Annotated in this window: 25 protein-coding genes; 20 read left to right on the top strand and 5 right to left on the bottom strand. The window is 30.2% G+C overall.

Annotation, left to right across the window (positions count from 1 at the left end; translation table 11 throughout):
- Positions 1-25 precede the first annotated feature (25 nt).
- The 10 genes from WN975_RS16625 to WN975_RS16580 all read left to right on the top strand — a co-directional run bounded on the left by WN975_RS16625 (position 26) and on the right by WN975_RS16580 (position 7,336).
- Positions 26-1,252 (top strand): hypothetical protein, encoded by a 1,227-nt coding sequence (locus WN975_RS16625; protein WP_337967492.1) that lies wholly within the window; start codon positions 26-28, stop codon positions 1,250-1,252.
- A gap of 23 nt (positions 1,253-1,275) precedes the next feature.
- Positions 1,276-2,055, top strand: a complete 780-nt coding sequence (locus WN975_RS16620; protein ID WP_337967491.1) for an alpha-ketoglutarate-dependent dioxygenase AlkB — start codon at positions 1,276-1,278, stop codon at positions 2,053-2,055.
- Positions 2,052-2,555 (top strand): endonuclease V, encoded by a 504-nt coding sequence (locus WN975_RS16615; RefSeq protein ID WP_337967490.1) that lies wholly within the window; start codon positions 2,052-2,054, stop codon positions 2,553-2,555. The genes WN975_RS16620 and WN975_RS16615 overlap by 4 nt, the downstream gene beginning before the upstream one ends.
- A gap of 17 nt (positions 2,556-2,572) precedes the next feature.
- Entirely contained in the window at positions 2,573-3,349 is a 777-nt protein-coding gene (locus tag WN975_RS16610) for a hypothetical protein (protein WP_337967489.1), read from the top strand.
- 122 nt (positions 3,350-3,471) lie between these two features.
- A complete protein-coding gene (locus tag WN975_RS16605; protein WP_337967488.1) occupies positions 3,472-4,050 on the top strand; it encodes a DUF1801 domain-containing protein in 579 nt (192 codons plus the stop codon).
- 46 nt (positions 4,051-4,096) lie between these two features.
- On the top strand, positions 4,097-4,660 hold the full coding sequence (locus WN975_RS16600; protein WP_337967487.1) for a DUF4256 domain-containing protein: 564 nt from the start codon (positions 4,097-4,099) through the stop codon (positions 4,658-4,660).
- A 270-nt stretch (positions 4,661-4,930) separates the two neighbouring features.
- A complete protein-coding gene (locus WN975_RS16595; RefSeq protein WP_337967486.1) occupies positions 4,931-5,737 on the top strand; it encodes an SDR family oxidoreductase in 807 nt (268 codons plus the stop codon).
- A gap of 12 nt (positions 5,738-5,749) precedes the next feature.
- Positions 5,750-6,055 (top strand): hypothetical protein, encoded by a 306-nt coding sequence (locus WN975_RS16590; RefSeq protein WP_337967485.1) that lies wholly within the window; start codon positions 5,750-5,752, stop codon positions 6,053-6,055.
- 40 nt (positions 6,056-6,095) lie between these two features.
- Positions 6,096-7,010 carry an AraC family transcriptional regulator gene (locus tag WN975_RS16585; protein WP_337967484.1) on the top strand — a complete coding sequence of 305 codons (915 nt, stop codon included), beginning with the start codon at positions 6,096-6,098 and terminating at the stop codon, positions 7,008-7,010.
- A 2-nt stretch (positions 7,011-7,012) separates the two neighbouring features.
- Complete coding sequence (locus tag WN975_RS16580; RefSeq protein ID WP_337967483.1) at positions 7,013-7,336, top strand: MazG-like protein; 324 nt, start codon at positions 7,013-7,015, stop codon at positions 7,334-7,336.
- Between the two features lie 65 nt (positions 7,337-7,401).
- Here WN975_RS16580 and WN975_RS16575 read toward each other — a convergent pair whose 3' ends face one another.
- Positions 7,402-7,797: a VOC family protein gene (locus WN975_RS16575; RefSeq protein ID WP_337967482.1), complete on the bottom strand. Its 396-nt coding sequence runs from the start codon at positions 7,795-7,797 to the stop codon at positions 7,402-7,404.
- Between the two features lie 132 nt (positions 7,798-7,929).
- Here WN975_RS16575 and WN975_RS16570 point away from each other — a divergent pair, with 132 nt between their 5' ends.
- The 5 genes from WN975_RS16570 to WN975_RS16550 all read left to right on the top strand — a co-directional run bounded on the left by WN975_RS16570 (position 7,930) and on the right by WN975_RS16550 (position 10,542).
- The gene (locus tag WN975_RS16570; protein ID WP_337967481.1) at positions 7,930-8,499 is read left to right on the top strand and encodes a Crp/Fnr family transcriptional regulator; all 570 of its coding nucleotides are present in this window, start codon (positions 7,930-7,932) and stop codon (positions 8,497-8,499) included.
- Positions 8,500-8,576: 77 nt separating this feature from the next.
- Positions 8,577-9,314, top strand: coding sequence for an SDR family NAD(P)-dependent oxidoreductase (locus WN975_RS16565; protein ID WP_337967480.1), 738 nt, complete (start codon positions 8,577-8,579; stop codon positions 9,312-9,314).
- Positions 9,315-9,501: 187 nt separating this feature from the next.
- Positions 9,502-9,906 carry a VOC family protein gene (locus WN975_RS16560; RefSeq protein WP_337967479.1) on the top strand — a complete coding sequence of 135 codons (405 nt, stop codon included), beginning with the start codon at positions 9,502-9,504 and terminating at the stop codon, positions 9,904-9,906.
- A 33-nt stretch (positions 9,907-9,939) separates the two neighbouring features.
- The gene (locus WN975_RS16555; protein WP_337967478.1) at positions 9,940-10,215 is read left to right on the top strand and encodes a hypothetical protein; all 276 of its coding nucleotides are present in this window, start codon (positions 9,940-9,942) and stop codon (positions 10,213-10,215) included.
- A 75-nt stretch (positions 10,216-10,290) separates the two neighbouring features.
- The gene (locus WN975_RS16550) at positions 10,291-10,542 is read left to right on the top strand and encodes an FUSC family protein (RefSeq protein WP_337967477.1); all 252 of its coding nucleotides are present in this window, start codon (positions 10,291-10,293) and stop codon (positions 10,540-10,542) included.
- Between the two features lie 89 nt (positions 10,543-10,631).
- On the opposite strand, the gene WN975_RS16545 is transcribed toward WN975_RS16550, so the two are convergent.
- Positions 10,632-11,213 carry an HD domain-containing protein gene (locus WN975_RS16545; protein ID WP_337967476.1) on the bottom strand — a complete coding sequence of 194 codons (582 nt, stop codon included), beginning with the start codon at positions 11,211-11,213 and terminating at the stop codon, positions 10,632-10,634.
- A 320-nt stretch (positions 11,214-11,533) separates the two neighbouring features.
- Here WN975_RS16545 and WN975_RS16540 point away from each other — a divergent pair, with 320 nt between their 5' ends.
- From WN975_RS16540 to WN975_RS16520, 5 genes are all read left to right on the top strand, one after another.
- A complete protein-coding gene (locus WN975_RS16540; RefSeq protein ID WP_337967475.1) occupies positions 11,534-12,538 on the top strand; it encodes a hypothetical protein in 1,005 nt (334 codons plus the stop codon).
- Between the two features lie 99 nt (positions 12,539-12,637).
- Positions 12,638-13,699, top strand: coding sequence for a DUF6438 domain-containing protein (locus tag WN975_RS16535; protein WP_337967474.1), 1,062 nt, complete (start codon positions 12,638-12,640; stop codon positions 13,697-13,699).
- Positions 13,699-14,733, top strand: coding sequence for a helix-turn-helix domain-containing protein (locus tag WN975_RS16530; protein ID WP_337967473.1), 1,035 nt, complete (start codon positions 13,699-13,701; stop codon positions 14,731-14,733). Before WN975_RS16535 ends, WN975_RS16530 begins: the two co-directional genes overlap by 1 nt.
- Before the next feature lie 98 nt (positions 14,734-14,831).
- Positions 14,832-15,299 carry a nuclear transport factor 2 family protein gene (locus WN975_RS16525; protein WP_337967472.1) on the top strand — a complete coding sequence of 156 codons (468 nt, stop codon included), beginning with the start codon at positions 14,832-14,834 and terminating at the stop codon, positions 15,297-15,299.
- 24 nt (positions 15,300-15,323) lie between these two features.
- On the top strand, positions 15,324-16,454 hold the full coding sequence (locus WN975_RS16520) for a nuclear transport factor 2 family protein (protein WP_337967471.1): 1,131 nt from the start codon (positions 15,324-15,326) through the stop codon (positions 16,452-16,454).
- A gap of 11 nt (positions 16,455-16,465) precedes the next feature.
- On the opposite strand, the gene WN975_RS16515 is transcribed toward WN975_RS16520, so the two are convergent.
- The 3 genes from WN975_RS16515 to WN975_RS16505 all read right to left on the bottom strand — a co-directional run bounded on the left by WN975_RS16515 (position 16,466) and on the right by WN975_RS16505 (position 18,965).
- The gene (locus WN975_RS16515) at positions 16,466-17,101 is read right to left on the bottom strand and encodes a class I SAM-dependent methyltransferase (protein ID WP_337967470.1); all 636 of its coding nucleotides are present in this window, start codon (positions 17,099-17,101) and stop codon (positions 16,466-16,468) included.
- A 225-nt stretch (positions 17,102-17,326) separates the two neighbouring features.
- Complete coding sequence (locus WN975_RS16510) at positions 17,327-17,740, bottom strand: helix-turn-helix transcriptional regulator (RefSeq protein ID WP_337967469.1); 414 nt, start codon at positions 17,738-17,740, stop codon at positions 17,327-17,329.
- A 127-nt stretch (positions 17,741-17,867) separates the two neighbouring features.
- Positions 17,868-18,965 carry a hypothetical protein gene (locus WN975_RS16505; protein WP_337967468.1) on the bottom strand — a complete coding sequence of 366 codons (1,098 nt, stop codon included), beginning with the start codon at positions 18,963-18,965 and terminating at the stop codon, positions 17,868-17,870.
- Positions 18,966-19,093: the final 128 nt, after the last annotated feature.

Genomic DNA, 19,093 nt, shown 5'->3' with positions numbered 1-19,093 from the left:
AGCTTATCAAAATAATCCAATAAAAATGACATCATTTCATCTTGAAAACAGAATTTCTAAAGACAAAAATATTTTAATTGTTTTAAAAGAAAATGTAGAAATAACTTCGGAACTTCAATATCTAATCGATAATTTTTGCGGAATTGTGGTAAACAATCTTTCTGAAATTACAACTTCGCTTGACGATAAAAAGATTTATGTATGCGGAGATATCGATCAACTTCAAAATGATGATAATACTTTATATATAATTAAAGAAGTTTCTACAAATTATGAAAATAGAAACGAAAAAAATATTCATCTAATAGAATTGGGTAAAGTTCCAATTTTGGTGAGCAATGCCGGAGTTTATTTTAGAAAGATGTTTGATGAAGATGATTATTTTGATACAATCAAATCAGAACATATTTTTCAGCATTTAACAGAATCGAATAAAGAATCTACCGCTTTAAGAACAGGAATTTATTTGACTGAAGTTTCAAAAGAAGAAACCGAAGACGAAAGATTAAATTTTCGCCTTTTGAGATGCTCCAGTAATTTTACCGGACCAACAGATAATTTTCGTAATGCAGATCATACTATAATAAATGCATTAAACGATGCCGTGAAATATACTTTTGAAGAAGAAACAAAACTCAATCACGTTTTGGTTCAGATTTATGAGAATAAAATGAAAACGGAAGAAAATGCAAAAGAGGTAAAATCTAAAATAAAAGCACATTCTGATAAAACGAAGGATATGCCAAAAGATGGTCTTATTGCTTTTTGTACTTTTTATGATCAATCTAATTTTGACAAACTAAAACCATCAAAAGAAGATCGATACGATTGGTGTTATAAAAAAGGCAGCGGATTTACGAGACTTCATTTCAAGTTAAAAAGTACCGTAAATGATGATACTTTAGACAAAGAATTTACGGTTACTTTATATCCAAATTCGGCTTTTTTAATTCCGCTTTCTACCAATAGATTATACACGCATGAGATTAAACCATCGGTTTTAAATGTCGATCAAATCCCGATTAGAATGGGTTATGTTGCCCGATGTTCAAATCTGGAAGCTGTATATATCAAAGGTCAAACGTATATTAAAGAAAATAATGAGTTGGTTAAATTAGAACAAATGACTCCGGAAATGATGGTCGATTTGAGAAATTCATATTACGAAGAAAATAGTACTGAAAAGAAAGTAGAATATGGAAAAATTCACTTTAGTATGAATTCGGGCGATTATGAAAAACCAATATATTAAGTTGAAACGCCATAAAAGAAACTATGAATAAGTCAGATTTTTATAAAATTACACTGCCTTTAGAAAAGAACTTATTCGATGAATTATTACTTTCTGCAGAATTTGAAGATGTTGCCAAAGGAAGAATAGGAAATCATTTGGTTGATGTAAGTGACAAAGGTGTTCCAATTGTGAGAACGACGACAATGTACAATATACCGGCGCAAAATTTTTCTGAGATTCATCATAAAATAGTAGAAACTATAAATGATACAACGGATGATTTGCCACAATTAGAATTCAATAATGCGTTGATAGAAAGATACGATTGTAATTATACGACAATGAAATATCATTCAGATCAATGTTTGGATTTAGAAGCAGATTCTTATATCGGACTTTTTAGTTGTTATGAAAATCCTGAGAAACTAATCGAAAAAAACATCCGAAAACTAAAACTCAAAGACAGAATCACCAATGAAGAATTTGAAATTTCATTAACACATAATTCAGTTGTTATTTTTTCTTTAGAAGCTAATGCAAAGTTTCATCATAAGATTATTTTAGAATCACTTCCAAATCCTAAACGATCAGAATCAGATAATAAATGGCTTGAGATTACTTTTCGAAAATCAAAAACTTTTATACAATTTAAGGATAATTTACCTTATTTTTCGAATGGAGAATTATTGACTTTAGCAGATGAAGATCAACAAAAAGAATTTTTTAAATTAAGAGGACAAGAAAATAGCGTTATGAATTTTTCTTATCCAAAACTATCGTACACACTTAGTGTAGGCGATACTATTATGCCAAAATTATGATATTAGCATTCGATACTTATTACTACGACGGAAAAGCAAAAACAGTTTGCCTTGAATTTACAGAATGGAATCAAAGTGAAAACTTCAAAATTCACACAGAAATAATCGATAACGTCGAAGATTATATTCCGGGAGAATTCTATCGACGAGAATTACCTTGTATTCTGAGTGTTCTAAATAAATTCGATCTGAAAAATATTGAAGCCATTATAGTTGATGGTTTTGTTTATCTGGACGATGAAAAAAAATACGGTTTAGGCGGACATTTATATGAAAAACTAAATAAAGAAGTTGTGATTATTGGTGTGGCGAAAACAAATTTTGCTTCAATCGAAAAAGACAAAAAAAGCTGGTTTAGAGGTGAAAGTAAAAAGCCGTTATATGTTACTGCAATTGGTATAGAACTGGAAGATGCTTTCGCGAAAGTAGAAAAAATGGCGGGCGAATTTAGAATGCCAACTTTACTAAAAGAAATGGATCGATTAACGAAGGAAATATAAATTAAGATAAAAAGACAATGGATCTATTCTTTACTATCGCAATACTTTTTATTATAGTAATTGTTATTCTTTATATAAAAAGAAATAATAGAAACCCAAATGAAGAAAATGTTGTGGTTGCAAAATATGAATTTTCGGTAGAGGAGAATGAGATAGATAAAAATGAAGAACGATTTGAAGGAACTCTGGAAAGATTGCCATTAGAAGTTCATGTAGAAGATGAAAGTCGTAAACCGAAAGTAGTAGAAGTAGTAATTGATAAAACGTTACTTAAAATCGAAGACGAATTATTTTTGGATAATATCAATACGGAAATAAAGGAAGACGAAATTACCTGGATTGATAATTTTGGTACCGAAAATAGTGTCTCAAGTTACATGACCGCGACTAGCGAAAATAAGATTGCTTGGTGGCAATGTAATGATGTGGGGAAAGACTTGGTAAGAATAAAATTAGAATCAGGAATTATTGTGAATTGGCGACCTATAATTAATACTATGGGAATGAGTTCGCTTGGTTGCAGTTTTATCAAATTTTTTTCAGAGTTTTTAATCGTCATGTATATGGACAAACATACGGACAGAATTTTTGCTATAAATACGACGAACTTAAATGTTGAGGAAATCAATTTTTATGGACGATATCAAAGAATAAAGAAAGTCGAAAATGAAATTTTTGTGAGTAAATCACCATTAGAAGATATATTAAAAATGACAATTTCTGAAGATGGTATTAAAAGTGAAATAGTCAACTTAGAATATTTAAAAGAAAGGGATATTAAGTTCGGATATTAATTGTATCAAAAATCTACTATTCTAAAAATCTCATAAATTTAAGTTTCTCTTTCGTAAGATTTTATAATTTAGCATAACGTATGAATTTTAATACATAGTAAGAACTTAAAGTATAAAATACTATGAATCCTGAAGTTGATTTTTATTTTGATAAAGCCGAAAAATGGCAAAAAGAACAAGAACAATTACGTGAAATTGCACTTGATTGTCAACTGAATGAAGAATTAAAATGGGGAAGTCCTTGTTATACTTTAGGTAAAAACAATGTTGTTTTGATTCATGCCTTCAAAGAATATTGCGCGTTCTTGTTTTTCAAAGGCGCTTTATTAAATGACACCAACGATATTTTGGTACATCAAAGTGAAAATGTACAAGCTGGACGCCAAATTAGATTTACGAATCTTAACGAAATAATAGAACAGAAAGCTATTTTGAAAACCTACATTTATCAGGCAATCGAAATCGAAAAAGCAGGCTTAAAAGTAGCGCTTAAAAAGACAACTGACTTTGAAGTTGCAGAAGAGTTTCAAAAGAAATTGGACGAAATGCTCGATTTAAGACAAGCTTTTTATGACTTAACTCCAGGAAGACAAAGAGGTTATTTATTATATTTTTCTCAACCGAAACAATCCAAAACCAGAGAATCGAGAGTAGAAAATAGTATCGCAAACATTCTGAACGGAAAAGGTTTGAAAGATTAGAGTTTGAAATTAAGATCAGATTTAAGATTCCATAAAACAGAACAACATGAGTCAACAAAATAAATTATCAGCAGAACAGCAAGAACAATTATTGAGTGTCTTAGAAACTCGTTTCGAAAAAAATATGCAACGCCATAAAGGTCTTGAATGGTCAAAAGTTGAAGCAAAACTAAAAGCAAATTCAGATAAACTTTGGTCACTTGACGAAATGGAAAGAACAGAAGGAGAACCCGATGTTGTAGGTTTTGATGTGAAAACAGGAGAATATATTTTCTATGATTGTTCAGCAGAAAGTCCAAAAGGGCGCCGAAGCATTTGTTATGATCATGAAGCTTTAGAAAAAAGAAAAGAAAATAAACCCGCAAATAGTGCTATTAATTTAGCAGAAGAAATGGGAATCGAAATCCTGACCGAAGAACAATATCGCGAACTTCAGCAATTGGGTAAATTCGATGCCAAAACTTCAAGTTGGATTCAAACTCCGGCAAATATCAGGAAATTGGGCGGCGCCATTTTTTCAGATTTTCGTTACGATACTGTTTTTGTATATCACAACGGAGCAGATTCTTATTATGCTGCCAGAGGATTTCGCGGTTCGTTAAGAGTTTAAATTGTAATTCATATTTTTTATTTCACACATAGAAACATAGACTTTATTTATAAAAAGGTGGTTAAAAAGAAACTAGTTTATAATACATACCAACTCTGTGTGTTTTAAATAAGTGAAACGCCTTTTTTATGCGTCCAAAATCTATGTTTCTATGTGTTAGATTAAAAAAAATCAGCATTCGTCATTTTGGCTAACACAAGAACCAAAGTGGCTACATTCAACTTTAGATTTCATCGGACTTTTGCATTGTAATATTAAAACAATAAAAAAATGCAAAAGACAATCTTCATTACCGGAGCTTCATCAGGATTAGGAAAAACAACCGCAAAATTATTTCAAAGTAAAGGCTGGCAAGTAATTGCAACGATGCGCAATCCTGAAAAAGAAACAGAACTAAACCATCTCGAAAATATAATTTTACTTCCGCTTGACGTATCAAATTCTGAACAAATTAATTCTACTATTAAAAAAGTAACCGATTCTTATTCCGTAGATGTTGTCATGAACAATGCCGGTTACGGATTAATTGGAGCTTTAGAATCTTTAACCGAAGAACAAATTCAGCGTCAGATAACCACTAATTTATTAGGCGTAGTTTTGGTTTCAAAAGCTTTTACATCACATTTCAGAGCGAAAAAAAGCGGTGTTTTTCTAAATATTTCCTCAACATTTGGCTTAATCGGATTTCCTACTTGTTCTATTTATAGCGCAACAAAATTTGCTGTAGATGGTTTTTCTGAAAGTATGGCTTATGAATTGGCTCAATTTGGAATACAGGTAAAAGTTGTTGCGCCTGGAGGAATGCAAACTGATTTTGCTATTCGTTCTATGGAAATTGGTCAACACGATGCTTACGCAAAATTAACCGAAGAAGTTAGTAAAGGATATAGCGCCGAACAAATTGCAAATTACAGCAAAGTCGAAGATATTGCCCAAATTGTTTACGAAGCTGCAACAGATAATAAAAACCAACTAAGGTATGTTGCAGGAAATGATGCCAATGCTTTGTATGATGAAAGAATAAAATTGGGCGCAGAATCGCAAGTACAAAATATCAAAGCAATGTTTACTTTTTAATTTATCTCAAAAATGAAAAATCAAGCAATAGAACTCACTACTTTTAGACTTAACGGATTTACAATTGAGCAATTTATTGAAGCCAATAAAGAAGTCGACGAATTCCTGAAACGTCAGGAAGGATTTAGATCCAGAAGTATTTTTGAACTCAAAAAAGGCGTTATATACGATATGCTTTTCTGGGATAGTAAAGAAAACGGTACAGATGCGATGCATCAATTAATGACAGAACTCCGCGATTCAGTTGTTCACGATATGATCGATCAAAGTACTGTAAGCTGGAACATTGCAACGGTAGAACATTTCGTAAATTTGTAAATGAAGCAATTCAAATCTTAATGATTTCAATATCTGAATAATGAAAAATCAACCTAAAATATTCGAAACAATTTCTGAATTGCATAAAGCAATGGGACAACCCAAACCCATGCATCCGCTTATTAGTATCTTGAATTATGGTGAAGCTATTTTTGACCCAAAAGATTTTGAAAACGGCATAATTCTCAATTTTTACAAGATATCGTTCAAAACTAATTTCAGCGGAAAATTGAGATACGGACATGGTTTTTATGATTTTGAAGAAGGAGGAATGTCATTTGTAAGTCCGGGACAAATTCTAAAAATGCAAGACGAAGAAGCTGATTACAGCGGAATGTCACTGAATATCCATCCGGATTTTTTTCGTCCTTATTCTTTAAATACGAATATCAAGAAATATGGCTTTTTTGCTTATTCGGCTTCAGAGGCGTTGTATTTATCAGAGAAAGAAAAGGAAACTATTTTGGGTGTATTTGCTAATATTCAAAATGAACTCAACGAACGTATTGACAATTTTAGTCAGGATGTGATTATTTCGCAAATCGAACTTTTGCTTAATTATAGCAATAGGTTTTACAACCGTCAGTTTATTACCAGAAAAGCCATTAACAATGATGTACTTTCTCAGTTAGAAAAACTTTTGAATGATTATTTCAATGACGAAAAATCAATCCTAAACGGAATTCCAACCGTACAATTTGTAGCTGACGAACTCAAGCTTTCTCCAAGATATTTGAGCGATTTGCTTCGGAATGTTTCTGGGCAAAATACGCAACAATTCATTCATGATAAATTAATCGAAAAAGCTAAAGAATATATCACAAACGGAACTTTATCAATAGCAGAGATTGCATATAAATTAGGATTTGAACATCCGCAATCTTTCAATAAACTGTTCAAGAAAAAAACAAACGTAAGTCCCGTAACGTTCAAAGAATCATTTTATAAAAACTAATTATGGCATCAATAGATTTTGAACAATTAAAAGAGCGCTCTTTAAAAATAAGAGAACGTTATCACGAACTTGAGCGCGCACATCATGGAAGTGAATGGAGTGTAGAAGAAGATGCTTTGGCTTTCTTAACTGATGCTGGTTTAGTTGGACGTCACGTTATGTCGCAACAAGGGCGTTGGCCAAAAGGAAATACGCAGGAAGAACTGCAGCATAAACTAGGAGAATCAATTTGGTGGTTGACCGTATTAGCAGAACGTATGAACCTGAATATCGAAGAAGCTACAGAAAACTTCTTGAGCAAAACAGAAAAGCTATTAGGCGATTAATTTTCTTAATATAAATCATTAAAAACTCCAAAATCAGATGACTTTGGAGTTTTTAGTTTTTAAAATCAATTGAATCTCTGAATAGCTTCTGCACTAACAGGCGTGAAAAAGTTAATCAAATTACCATCAGGATCACGAAATAATAACGAACGATTTCCCCAAGGCATTGTGGTTGGTTTCTGAACAACATCTTTGATAAAATCCTTAATTCTTTCATATTCATCGTCAACATTGTCAACGCGAAATTCTATAATCACACTTTTATTATGGGCAGGTTGAGCGATTCCTTCTCCAAATAGGCTTAATGTTTTGGTACTTCCTATCGCCAAAGTTGATGAACTCGTTTTTATTTCTGCAAAGTCCTCTGTATACCAAGTCGCTTTCAAATTAGTTGTTTTTTCTAAAAACGGAACCAAACGTTTGATGTCGGCAGTGATAATTCTTAATGATGCTAAATTCATGTTCTTGTTTTTAATTTGTTTATTTAATACTTCAAAAGTAAAAGGGTCGTGTGACAAGAGTATGTCAGCAGGGTTTAAGTTTTTTTGCCATATGGCAAATCCTGCCACAAAAACTTTGTTTAACTTGCATGTATGAAAGAATTTATAGAATATGTATTACAATTTGGAAATTTGAACCAACAGCAAATTGAGTTAATTTCTAAGAAAACAAGCGTACTAGAACTTCCTAAAGATTCGTATTTTTCAGAAGCAGGCAAAGTTGCACAGCAAGTTGGGTTTGTTCTGGAAGGCGTTATACGTGTTTGTTACTACAATAATAAAGGCGAAGAAATCACCAAATATTTTATTGACGAAAATAATCTGGTGGTAGATTTGGAAAGTTTCGAAAATGATATTTGTTCAAATGCTTACGTGCAGGCAATTACGGATTGCAAAGTACTCGTTTTTTCTAAAAAAGACTGGAAAGAACTTTTAGATACTATTGTGGGTTGGGATGCAATTGTGCACAAAATTATTTCGAAAGCATTGCGACAAAAAGTAGAACGAAGAAGTCCTTTAGTTTCAGAAGATGCAACCACGCGCTATTTAACGTTTCTGAAAATATATCCCAATGTAATTAACCGAGTTCCGTTATCTTATGTTGCGTCTTATTTAGGAATTACACAATCTTCTTTGAGCCGAATCAGAAAAAATATCAGTTAAAATCGCTTTTTGCCAAATGGCAAATGATTTTGTTTTTAAACGAATGACCTTTGTTTTAATAATTTAAAAAGAAAAAAATGAAATCAGTATTAATTACAGGAGCAAATAGAAGCATAGGATTAGAATTGGTAAAACAACTTTCTCAAAAAGGTTTATTCGTTTATTTAGGAACGCGCGATCTTGAAAAAGGAAATGCAGTTGTAAAAGAGCTAAACGCAAACGGATTCGAAAATATCAAAGCGATTCAAATTGATGTTACAAATCCGGATACAATTTTGGCTGCAAAAAACATTGTAGAAAGCGAAAAAGGAAAATTAGACATTCTGATTAACAATGCCGGAATAAGTGGTGAATTTCCTCAGAGCGCTTCAACAACAGCTATTAACGATATTCAACATGTATTTGACACGAACTTTTTTGGCGTTATTAGTGTTACTCAGGCATTTTTGGATTTACTTAAAAAATCAGAAAGTCCAAGAATTAGTAATATAACTTCAGGACTTGGATCGCTAACATTGCACAGTGATCCTAATTGGAAATATTATAATTTTAAAGCAACAAGTTATGTGACTTCAAAAGCGGCGCTGAATGCTTTTACAATTGGATTGGCGTATGAGTTAAAAGATTTACCATTTAAGGTAAATGCAATTGATCCGGGTTATACCTCCACAGATTTTAATCATCATTCAGGTCCGGGAACTGTAGAAAGTGCAGCAACTTTTATCATCAAACATACTGTTACGGATGATAATGCGCCAACCGGAAAATTTTTCAGTAACGATATTGATGATGAATCAGAAGTTAGTCCGTGGTAATAAATCTATGTTTTAAGGGTTTTAGAAAGTAAAATATAAAAGAGAAAATAGAATTTTAAAAACTCCATCAGCCGCGGCTGATGGAGTTTTTTTGTTTTTTTAAATAAAATCAAAAGTTTAATTAATAATTCCTATCGATTATAATAGTTCTTAAATTTGTAAATAGACAACTAAAAAACAACCTGATATGGAAGATTCAAATTTGCCAAACGATACAACACCAAAAGTTACTGGAATTGGAGGTATTTTCTTTTTTTCAGAGAATCCAAAAGAAACAAAAGAATGGTATTCTAAAAATCTTGGATTGGAAACAAATGATTGGGGTTCGACTTTTGAATCCCGAGATATTAATAATCCAGACAAAGTAAATTCACTTCAGTGGAGTCCTTTCAAAAAAGGAGACGAATATTTTTCTCCATCCAAAAAAGAATTTATGATTAATTATCAAGTTCAGAATATCGAAGGACTTGTAGCCAAACTTAAAGAAAACGGCGTAACAATACTAGATGATATTGCAACTTATGACTACGGAAAATTTGTGCATATTCTCGATGCCGATGATAATAAAATAGAACTTTGGGAACCGGCTTAATTATAATATTTGAAATTAAAACTATCAATTAACATGGAAAACAAGGATTATAATGCTTTGCTGCAACATATAGCAAACCCGTTAGATTACTCAGAAGGTTTTTATTTAGTATATGTAGAAGTGCCAAAAAGAACCAACGAAATAAGCGAAATAATCTCAGCACATGCTAAAATAGTTTCTGAACTCGATTTTGGTTATTTATGCGAAGTACATATGCAAGGTATTCCGGAAATTGCAAGATCATTGTCTCTGAAAAATCATGCTATTTATCAAATGGTCAGATTAGTGAAACTATCCAGAAAAGACTAATTGTTGAAATAATATTTTTATATTAGCTTGAAGAAAAGCCACTTATTTTACAAAACCAAAAACCAAATAATATAAATGGAAAAAAAAATACTATCAGAATTAACAGATCAGGAATTGTTGCAAGAAGCAAAAAAAAGGAAATCAACTTCTATAACTAATGCTTTTTTAATTGGATTTCTAGTAGGAATTGTAGTTTACAGCGTTGCAAAAAACACTTGGGGTTTTCTGACTTTAATACCTTTATTTCTAATTTACAAGTTAGTTAATAAACCAAAATATGATGATAAGGAATTAGAAAATATATTAAAAGAGCGAGGTTTAAAATAATCGGTAAGATTTATAAACCATGTTTCAGACATAAAAAAAACTCCTTAAGTAATTAAGGAGTTTTTTATAGTATTTATAAAGCTTTTATGTTAACTAATTTGAGGCGTAGTCAAGAAACGACTGTATTCTTTAATTTTTGTTTTTAATCTTCCGGCCAAGTATTTATTTCCATCTTTTAATTCGTCATAGATAATTTCGGCTTCTTCCATGTATAATAACTTTTTTTCATCTTTCCAGTAAAACGGAGGTTCGTATAGATTTGTAATTCTGTCCGCCATTTTAACAGCCCAAATTTCAATTGGCTGTTCTTTAATTCTTTTTAGACTATCTCGCATTTTTTCAAGCGAATCTTCAATTTGATCGTTTTTTGTTAACGCAAGAACGCCACTTGCAACTTCGTGACCAAAAAGAGCCTTTACTTTTTCGTATGTAATTGCCGTGTCTTCGATCGTATCATGAAGTATTGCACATTTAATTGCTAAATCAGAATTGATATTTTCTGTGTGTTGAATTGCATTTAAAACCTCAAAGACAACACTTCCAATATGATTTAGATACTCAACTTGTTCACCATCACTAAAACCACCATATTTTTGTCCGTTATGTAATTTTGAAGCCAATTGCCATATTTTTTGAATTTCATCGATTGACCATTGTTTTTGTTGTTCCATTTGTGATGTTTGAATTAATACAGGCTGTTATTTTATTGATGTAATTTATTACTTTTTTTTGGAATCTCTTCACTATTTGATTTAATAATCCAGACTTTCTGAATATGATTATTTATAATAATTACGGTCTGTTTTATTCAGAATTTAAAGAAACGTTCTATAAGATAATTTGATTTTATATCCATTTCAACTTGAACTAATTAATTATTTAGAATAAAGATATTTCTTATATTAGCCCAAAAGAAAGTTTAATTCGTGGTATAAAGTATTATAACTTTGAATAAATAAGTTATTCGGAATCTAAAAAAACAAACAAAAAATTGACAGATAATTATTTGAATTCAAAGAAGAAAAAAGGTTATTGGAAAAGCCATTTTCTTGGTTTATTATTTTGTTTAATAATTGCAATTTATACCTTCATAAAATATACACCGAACAATAATGCAAAAAACTTTTGCTTGATTTTCTTTATTTTATCTTTAATAGCTTCCGGGTTTATTTTGCTCAATTTATTTTCAATAAAAAATTTTACGGTTACAAAAAACAAGTTAATTCAGTGGTCTTTTTTAAGAAGTGAAAAAAAAGTCTATGAACTTGATGAACTTGAAAGTTGGACTGAAAAACAGTTAAAGGGAAAATTTGACACATGGGAAGAAATAACCTTATATTTTAAAAGTGGAGAAAGAATAAAAATATCAAGCGACTATTTTGAAAATTATTTTGAATTAAAAAATGAAGTTACAAAAGGCAAAAAACACGATACAGAATGTGAAGAATTAAAAGAAAGAAAAAAAGAGAAAGAACTAGCTATTATATTTTTAATAATTAGCACTTTACTCTTTTACGGAGCATATAATGCATTGCACGTTGAAGATATAAAATCTAAAGACATAATTGTTTTTGGCGATATAACATCAGAAAAAATTGAATATGTAAAAAGCAAACACAGCCATATAAATATCAGATTAAAAAAATATCCTGAGTTGGTTTTTCGCATAGACAATAAGGCTTTAGAAGCAACTTCGGTAAAAAAAATAATGAGTGATGTATATATAGGCGACTCTATATATCTTGGAATTGATAAAAAAGATTATCGGGAAAAATTAATAAGAGTAGATTCGTTATCTATAAGTGATAAATACTTTTTTAATGAAAATATTAGTATTCAAAGTATTAAATCGAAAACAACTAATTATTTAACATTGTCAGATAATAATTTTAATAGATTAGAAAACAAAAGTTGGAATTGTTTTGTATTTCTACTCTTAGGTTTAATTTTCTTTTCAATGTCAATGTTTGGTTTTAGTCAGACAAAGAATTCTTGATAATATAGATTTACAATTTGTTTGAGGAAAGAGAATCAGGATGGATCGTAAAGAATTAAAAAGTGAATTTTTTAAAACTATAAAGTATAAAACCTAAAAATGAAAATCATAAAACTATTTTTAATTGTATTAGTTTTTGCATCTTGTAAAAAAGAAACTGAACTTGCTCAAATTCCAGTAATCAAAACTCCTTTTGTCAAAACTCCAATTATTCAATCAGAAATAGATCGGCTAAAAACTAAATCAGAAATAGAAAACTTCATTCGACAAAGTGATACTAATTACAAGAAATATGAACTAAAAAATCTTCAGGATTTCAACAGAAGTAATAGCTATGATAGCCTAAATAAGATTTTAGCAAATAAACTCAATGTCAAAACAAATTATACAAAAGTTGATTTTGATAATGATGGTTACACTGATTTGCTTGCTATTGGAGACAATCATGATTGTATAAGTTTTAGACCAGAAATTGAAGAGGAAGAATCGTGTAGTTTTTCACCAATCGTATTAATGAATAATGGGAAAAATAAACCAAAAATTTTTCATATTGATAAAGAATTCGAAAGCCCAATTGTCCCAAAAGTTGAATATATAAATTCTCAGCCTTTCTTAGTTATTCATAAACAAAAATTAGTGGATGAAAAAAAAGAGAAATATGCAGATTCAAAAGCTATTTTGACCTTTAAATTTGGCGACTTTATCGAATATAATGAAAATCCAAAAAAGAATAAAATTTCCAAAATTGAATTTAGAACTTCCGGTTGTTTTGGTTCTTGTCCAGTTTATAAACTTACATTAAATCGGGATTCCTTATCAATTTTTAATGCTCAGTATTATAACTTCAATAAAAAAGACGGTGTTGGTTATGGTAAAGAAGAAGGTGTTTTTTCGACAAAAATCAGTAAAGTAGAATTTGATAAATTAGAAGAACTTTTAAATTATTGTGATTTTGAAAATTTAAACAAAGAATATTATGTAATGCATACTGATGACCAAACTGGATATTTGAAAATAACGTTTAATAATGGCAAAGTAAAAAAAATGAGTGACTATGGAATGATTGGAACTTATGGATTAAAAAATCTTTACCAAAAATTGGCAGAATTGAGATTTAACCAAAAATGGAATAAAACACATATTAATTCAGCTAAAAAATAATGGAATCAAACCAATTACTTTTTTTTCTTAGTGCTTTAGGCGCTTTTAATGGTTTTATACTTTCAATTTATTTTGCTATAAATGCCAAAAAGAAAATTTTTGCAAACTATTTTTTATCCTTGTTGCTGTTGGTTTTAAGTATTCGAATTATAAAATCTGTATTTTTCTACTTTAATCCTCATTTATCGAATATTTTTATTCAAATCGGACTTTCGGCTTGTATTCTTATTGGTCCTTTTCTTTATTTAAGTCTAAAGCCAAATGAAGAAGATAAAAACCAAAATTGGGCAAAACATATAATCCCTTATTTAGGCGGAATAACCATTTTGGGGATTTTATATCCTTATGTCGAACATCAGCAAATTTGGAGTTGGTGGATTGTAAAAGCAATATATTTTCAATGGTTTATTTATATTGTTTTGTCTTTTAAATACATTCAGCCCATTTTTCAAAAACTCAAAGAAAAAGAAAGTCTGAAAAAAATAGAAGTGTGGTTTCTGAGTATTTATCTTGGAGTTGCCTTTATATGGTTGGCTTATTCCAGCGCCGCTTATACTTCTTATATTGTTGGAGCCTTGTCTTTTACATTTATTTTGTACTTAATTGTTTTGCTTTTAATCTTTAGAAATAGCAGCGAAAGTGTATTTTTTCAGGAAAAAGAGAAATATAAAAACAAAGAAATAGATGCAGAAATGCTGAATCTAATTAGCCAGAAATTCTCGATAATAACGGAGAAAGAATTATATCTCAATCCTGATTTTAATCTTGAAGAAGCTTCAAAAGAGTTGAAAGTAACCAAGCATTTATTATCTCAATATGTAAATGAAATTTTAGGGAAGTCTTTTTCAAATCTTATAAAAGAATATAGAATCGAAAAAGCAAAGAAATTATTAGAAACCGAAAATAATTTTACACTCGAAAGTTTAGGTTATGATAGCGGTTTTAGTTCAAAATCTACATTTTTTACTGCTTTCAAAAAAGCAACGGGATTTACTCCTGCCGAATATCAAAAATCACATTCAAAATCAGTTTAATATTATAAATTAAGAGTTCTACTTTATAAATTAAAACCTTTTCGAAATCCATCTTCGGGATATTTGCACTCATTATTAATAACTTAAAAATTTTAAAAATGAGAAAAGTGTTTTTATTTATTCCTTTAATTCTTTTGTTTTTGAATGCAAATGCACAATCAACTGAACCTGCAAATGATTGGCTTTTGATTCAAAAAACACTTAATCTATATTTGGACGGACAAGGAACTGGTGATTCGGTTAAAGTTGCAAAGTCATTTCATAGTTCGTGGCAACTGAAATATTTGGCCGACAATAAAGTGAATATTGTGTCTAAATCAAATTATATAAAAGGCTACAAAACGGCACCATATCCTAAAGTTGCTAATTGGTCCGGACGAATTGTTTCTATTGATATTACAAATATTGTTGCTGCTGCCAAAGTCGAAATCAGCACTCCAAAACTTTTGTTTACAGATTATTTTAATCTCATGAAAATAAATGAAGATTGGTTTATAGTAGACAAAATTTCAACCAGATCTCCGCATAAAACCGTTGAGGTTCCATTAGCTAAAGCAAAAGAATAAGAACTTAAATTAATTTTTCAGCAAATGAATAAAATAATAGTTTTAATACTTGTTCGGATATTTTTATGGTCAGCAAGTGCACATTCGCAAAATAAAATCTTATTTGTGACTTCAAATCAGGATTTTTATGGAAATACTAAAATTCCTTCCGCCAATCATTTTGAAGAAATCGTCGTTCCTTATGACATATTTATAAAAGCCGGTTATGCCGTTGATTTTATAAGTCCCAAAGGCGGCGCGATTCCTATTGGATATATCAATACATCTGATAATTTGCAAAAAAAATATTTGTATGACAGTTGGTTTATGGACAAACTGGAACATACGATGAAACCAACCGAAATTATTTCAAGTGATTATGTTGCCATTTTTTATAGTGGCGGCGGCGCAGCAATGTTTGGAGTTGCCGAAGATATTGTTATTCAAAAAATAGCAAGAACGATTTATAGTAAAAACGGAGTTGTTTCGGCAATTTGTCACGGAACTGCCGGAATTGTTTACTTAAAAGATGAAAACGGAAAATCGCTTTATGCAGGAAAAAAAATTACAGGTTATCCGGATCAGTTTGAGAATAAAAATGCAGAATATTACAAGTCGTTTCCGTTTGCGATGAACGATGCAATTAATCAAAATAAGGGGAATTTTGTTTATTCTGAAAAAGGCGGAGATGCTTTTTATATCGTAGACGGAAGATTTGTAACCGGACAAGATCCGAGTTCTGGAACTAAAGTTGCCAATGAAGTAGTGTCAATTTTGAAAACCAATTCGAAAACTTCGAATACAATTTTAAAAAGCGATTCAGATCAAGTCACAGAAATTCTTTTGGATTATATTGAAGGCACTGCAAATGGACAACCCGAAAGACTAAGAAAAGCTTTTAATCCTAAATTTAATTTATATACCGTTGCAAATGATACTTTGTGGACACGTTCTGGCGAGCAATATATTTCGAATATAAAAACGGGAGAAAAAGTAAATAGAATTGGAAAGATTATTTCAATTGACATCGAAAAAGATGCCGCAATAGCCAAAGCCGAAATCGTAATACCAAACAAGCGGATTTTTACAGATTATTTTTTAATCTTGAAATATGGAGGAATCTGGAAAATAGTCCACAAAAGTTATTCTTGGAGAGAAGTGCCAAAAACAGAATAAGACACTTTAATTCAAGAAGTTTTCTTCGCCGTTAATATCGTATGAATGTCAATTTCGGTTTCTGATTTCTTATATTCCACTTTGAATGTTTGAAGTTTTTCAAATTTATTTTCAGTAAATTGTTTTTTTAATTCATCTAAATTATGATAATAAAAGAAAATCCTGTCACCGCTGCTGCCAACTTGAAAGTCTGATTTATTTGGGTCGCCTTCGACAAAACTCATATAAATAAGTCCATTTTCATTCAATAGATTGTAACAATCACCAATAAGTTTTTGACTGTCTGATTGCGATAAATACGGTAGACAAAAACCACAAACAATTCCGTCATATTTTGTTTTGATTTCGTCAATTTGTCTACTGTCCATTACAGCAAAATTTGCTGTTGGATTGCTTTTACTTGCAAGTTCAATCATATTTGGTGCAATATCAATCCCGAAAATATCAAAGTCTGGACGTTTTGATAATAGATATTTTGTAATGTTTCCGGGACCACAACCAATTTCCAGAATTTTTGGATTTGCTTTATCAATTTCGCGACATAGAAAATCGTAAGTATCATTGTATAAGTCCAAGTCCATAAACTTGTCTTGATATAATGAAGCAATTTTGTTCCAGGTTTCAAATGTTTCTTTATAGATATCCATTGTTTTATAGTATTCTAAAATGATGTATAAAGTTTTGGCAGCTCGAATATTTTCTAATTTATAAATGGAATATTTTAAGCAAAACGAAAATACGATTAAAAATTATAATACAGTAAATCTGTAAATTGCTTTGCAAATGCATTTGATTTTGTAATCATTATTCGGAAAGTATAAAGCATAAAAAAACTCCTTAATTTCTTAAGGAGTTTTTGCTTTTCTAAAAGGTTACTTTCCTTTTATTATTTTTTCCAGATACTCAACTTTATCTTTTTCTGCCTGAACTAAACGTTCGTATAGTTTTTTATTTTCTTCGTAAGATTCAACTAACTTATCAAGCGGATGAAACGTACATTGATGATTATTATTCCCGACAGTTCCTTGACTATTATCGTAGAAATTATTAAAATAACTAATTGCGGCTTCGTCAGAGAAATTTTTAAGCGCTTCCAGACTTACTCCTAAGGCTTTTGCAATTTCAACAAGTCTTTCATCATCAATAGTCTCACTGTTTTCAATAGCCGAAACAGTTTGTTGACTCATCCCTAAAGCTTGCGCCAAAGCTTCTTGTTTCATATCTCGAAGTTCACGAATACGGCTTATTTTTCGCCCTATGTGATTTGGTTTTATTAGTGTGCTCATAATTCAAAGATATTTAAAATTTCTCAGAAATTTCCCAATTGGTAAAAAACAGGTTTTAAATTGTGAGATACAATTATTTAGAAAAACATTATATTTTGAAGTGCTTATAAATAGTCTTCGTTTCTTTTTAATAATAAATTATTGTTCTGGTAGTTGTGTCGTCAGTGTTCATAAACGTTAAAGTAACCCAATTACCATATTTGTCATAAGTATAGTTGCGCTCAAATTCTTTTATTTTTTTTCCATCTGTTTCTGCAGATATAAACCGATCGTGATTGTCATAAATACAATCGTATTGAAAGTCTTCATTTTTTCCAAGTGTTTGTCTAATACTAGTAATATTGCCCTTACTATTGTATTTAAAATATCCACTTGAACCTCGAGAGCTTAGGAATTCAGTAATTTTACCAAACTCATCATAATTTATGAAAACTTCAGTGTTTAAGGAAAGATCTTGACCGAAATTAGTAATTCTGAAGATCTTGTTATTTTGGTTTAGATAATAAACTGATTTTGAGACAAAATTATTTTTGTATGTAATGGTGTCACTTGCCGATAATTTATTTTTATAGATATAATAATCTTTTTCAACTATTGAATCTTTGTAATTTTGATATACTGTTTCGCGAACTTCTTCTAACGGAATATTTATATGGTCAATTGAACTGTAATATTTTTTTTCCAGCTTATTATCTTTTGAAAATTGGTTTTCAACAACGATTCTTTTATAATTCTTGCCAAATTTTTCAGACACTTTCATTGTGAAAGAGTGCTTTATTATATTCTCGTTTTTGTCAAAAAATATCGAATCGATTTCCGCAGATTGTACTATATTTTTATAGTTTGAATTCCGGGCCTTTTTTGTAACGATTATTAAGTTTTCAAAATATTCGTAAGTCATTGTATAATTTCTGAGCAAATCTTCACAAAGTACAATTTTTCCTTTTGGATTAAAACTTAAATGATATTCATTGATTCCGTCACTATTGTTATCAATGCTAATTTTTTTAACGATTTTCTCTTTTTTTAAATCAAAATCTGTGTAATTAAAAGAGTAATTATTGTGATTAAATTCACTGTTCCTATTTGGATTAAGATAAGTATTGACTAATTCCTGATAATGATTTTTAGGATTATTTAACGGCAGTGCTAATCCGGGAGCTTCTGAAATTTGGGCTGTAATCTTAAAAGAAATTAAAATAATTATTACAAGAACATTTTTCATTTGATTATTAATTTTAGTAATTCTCGACTAAAATAGTATTTTCTGCTCACTAACATCATTTATGGGACTTAATATAGTATTGATTTTTAATATCCTTTATCTAAAATTTTAACATCCGAAAAGTATAA

The sequence above is a fragment of the uncultured Flavobacterium sp. genome, assembly GCF_951805225.1.
Taxonomy (GTDB): domain Bacteria; phylum Bacteroidota; class Bacteroidia; order Flavobacteriales; family Flavobacteriaceae; genus Flavobacterium.
Note: the sequence above shows the minus strand (reverse complement) of the source record. Positions and strands in the feature narration are given on the sequence as shown.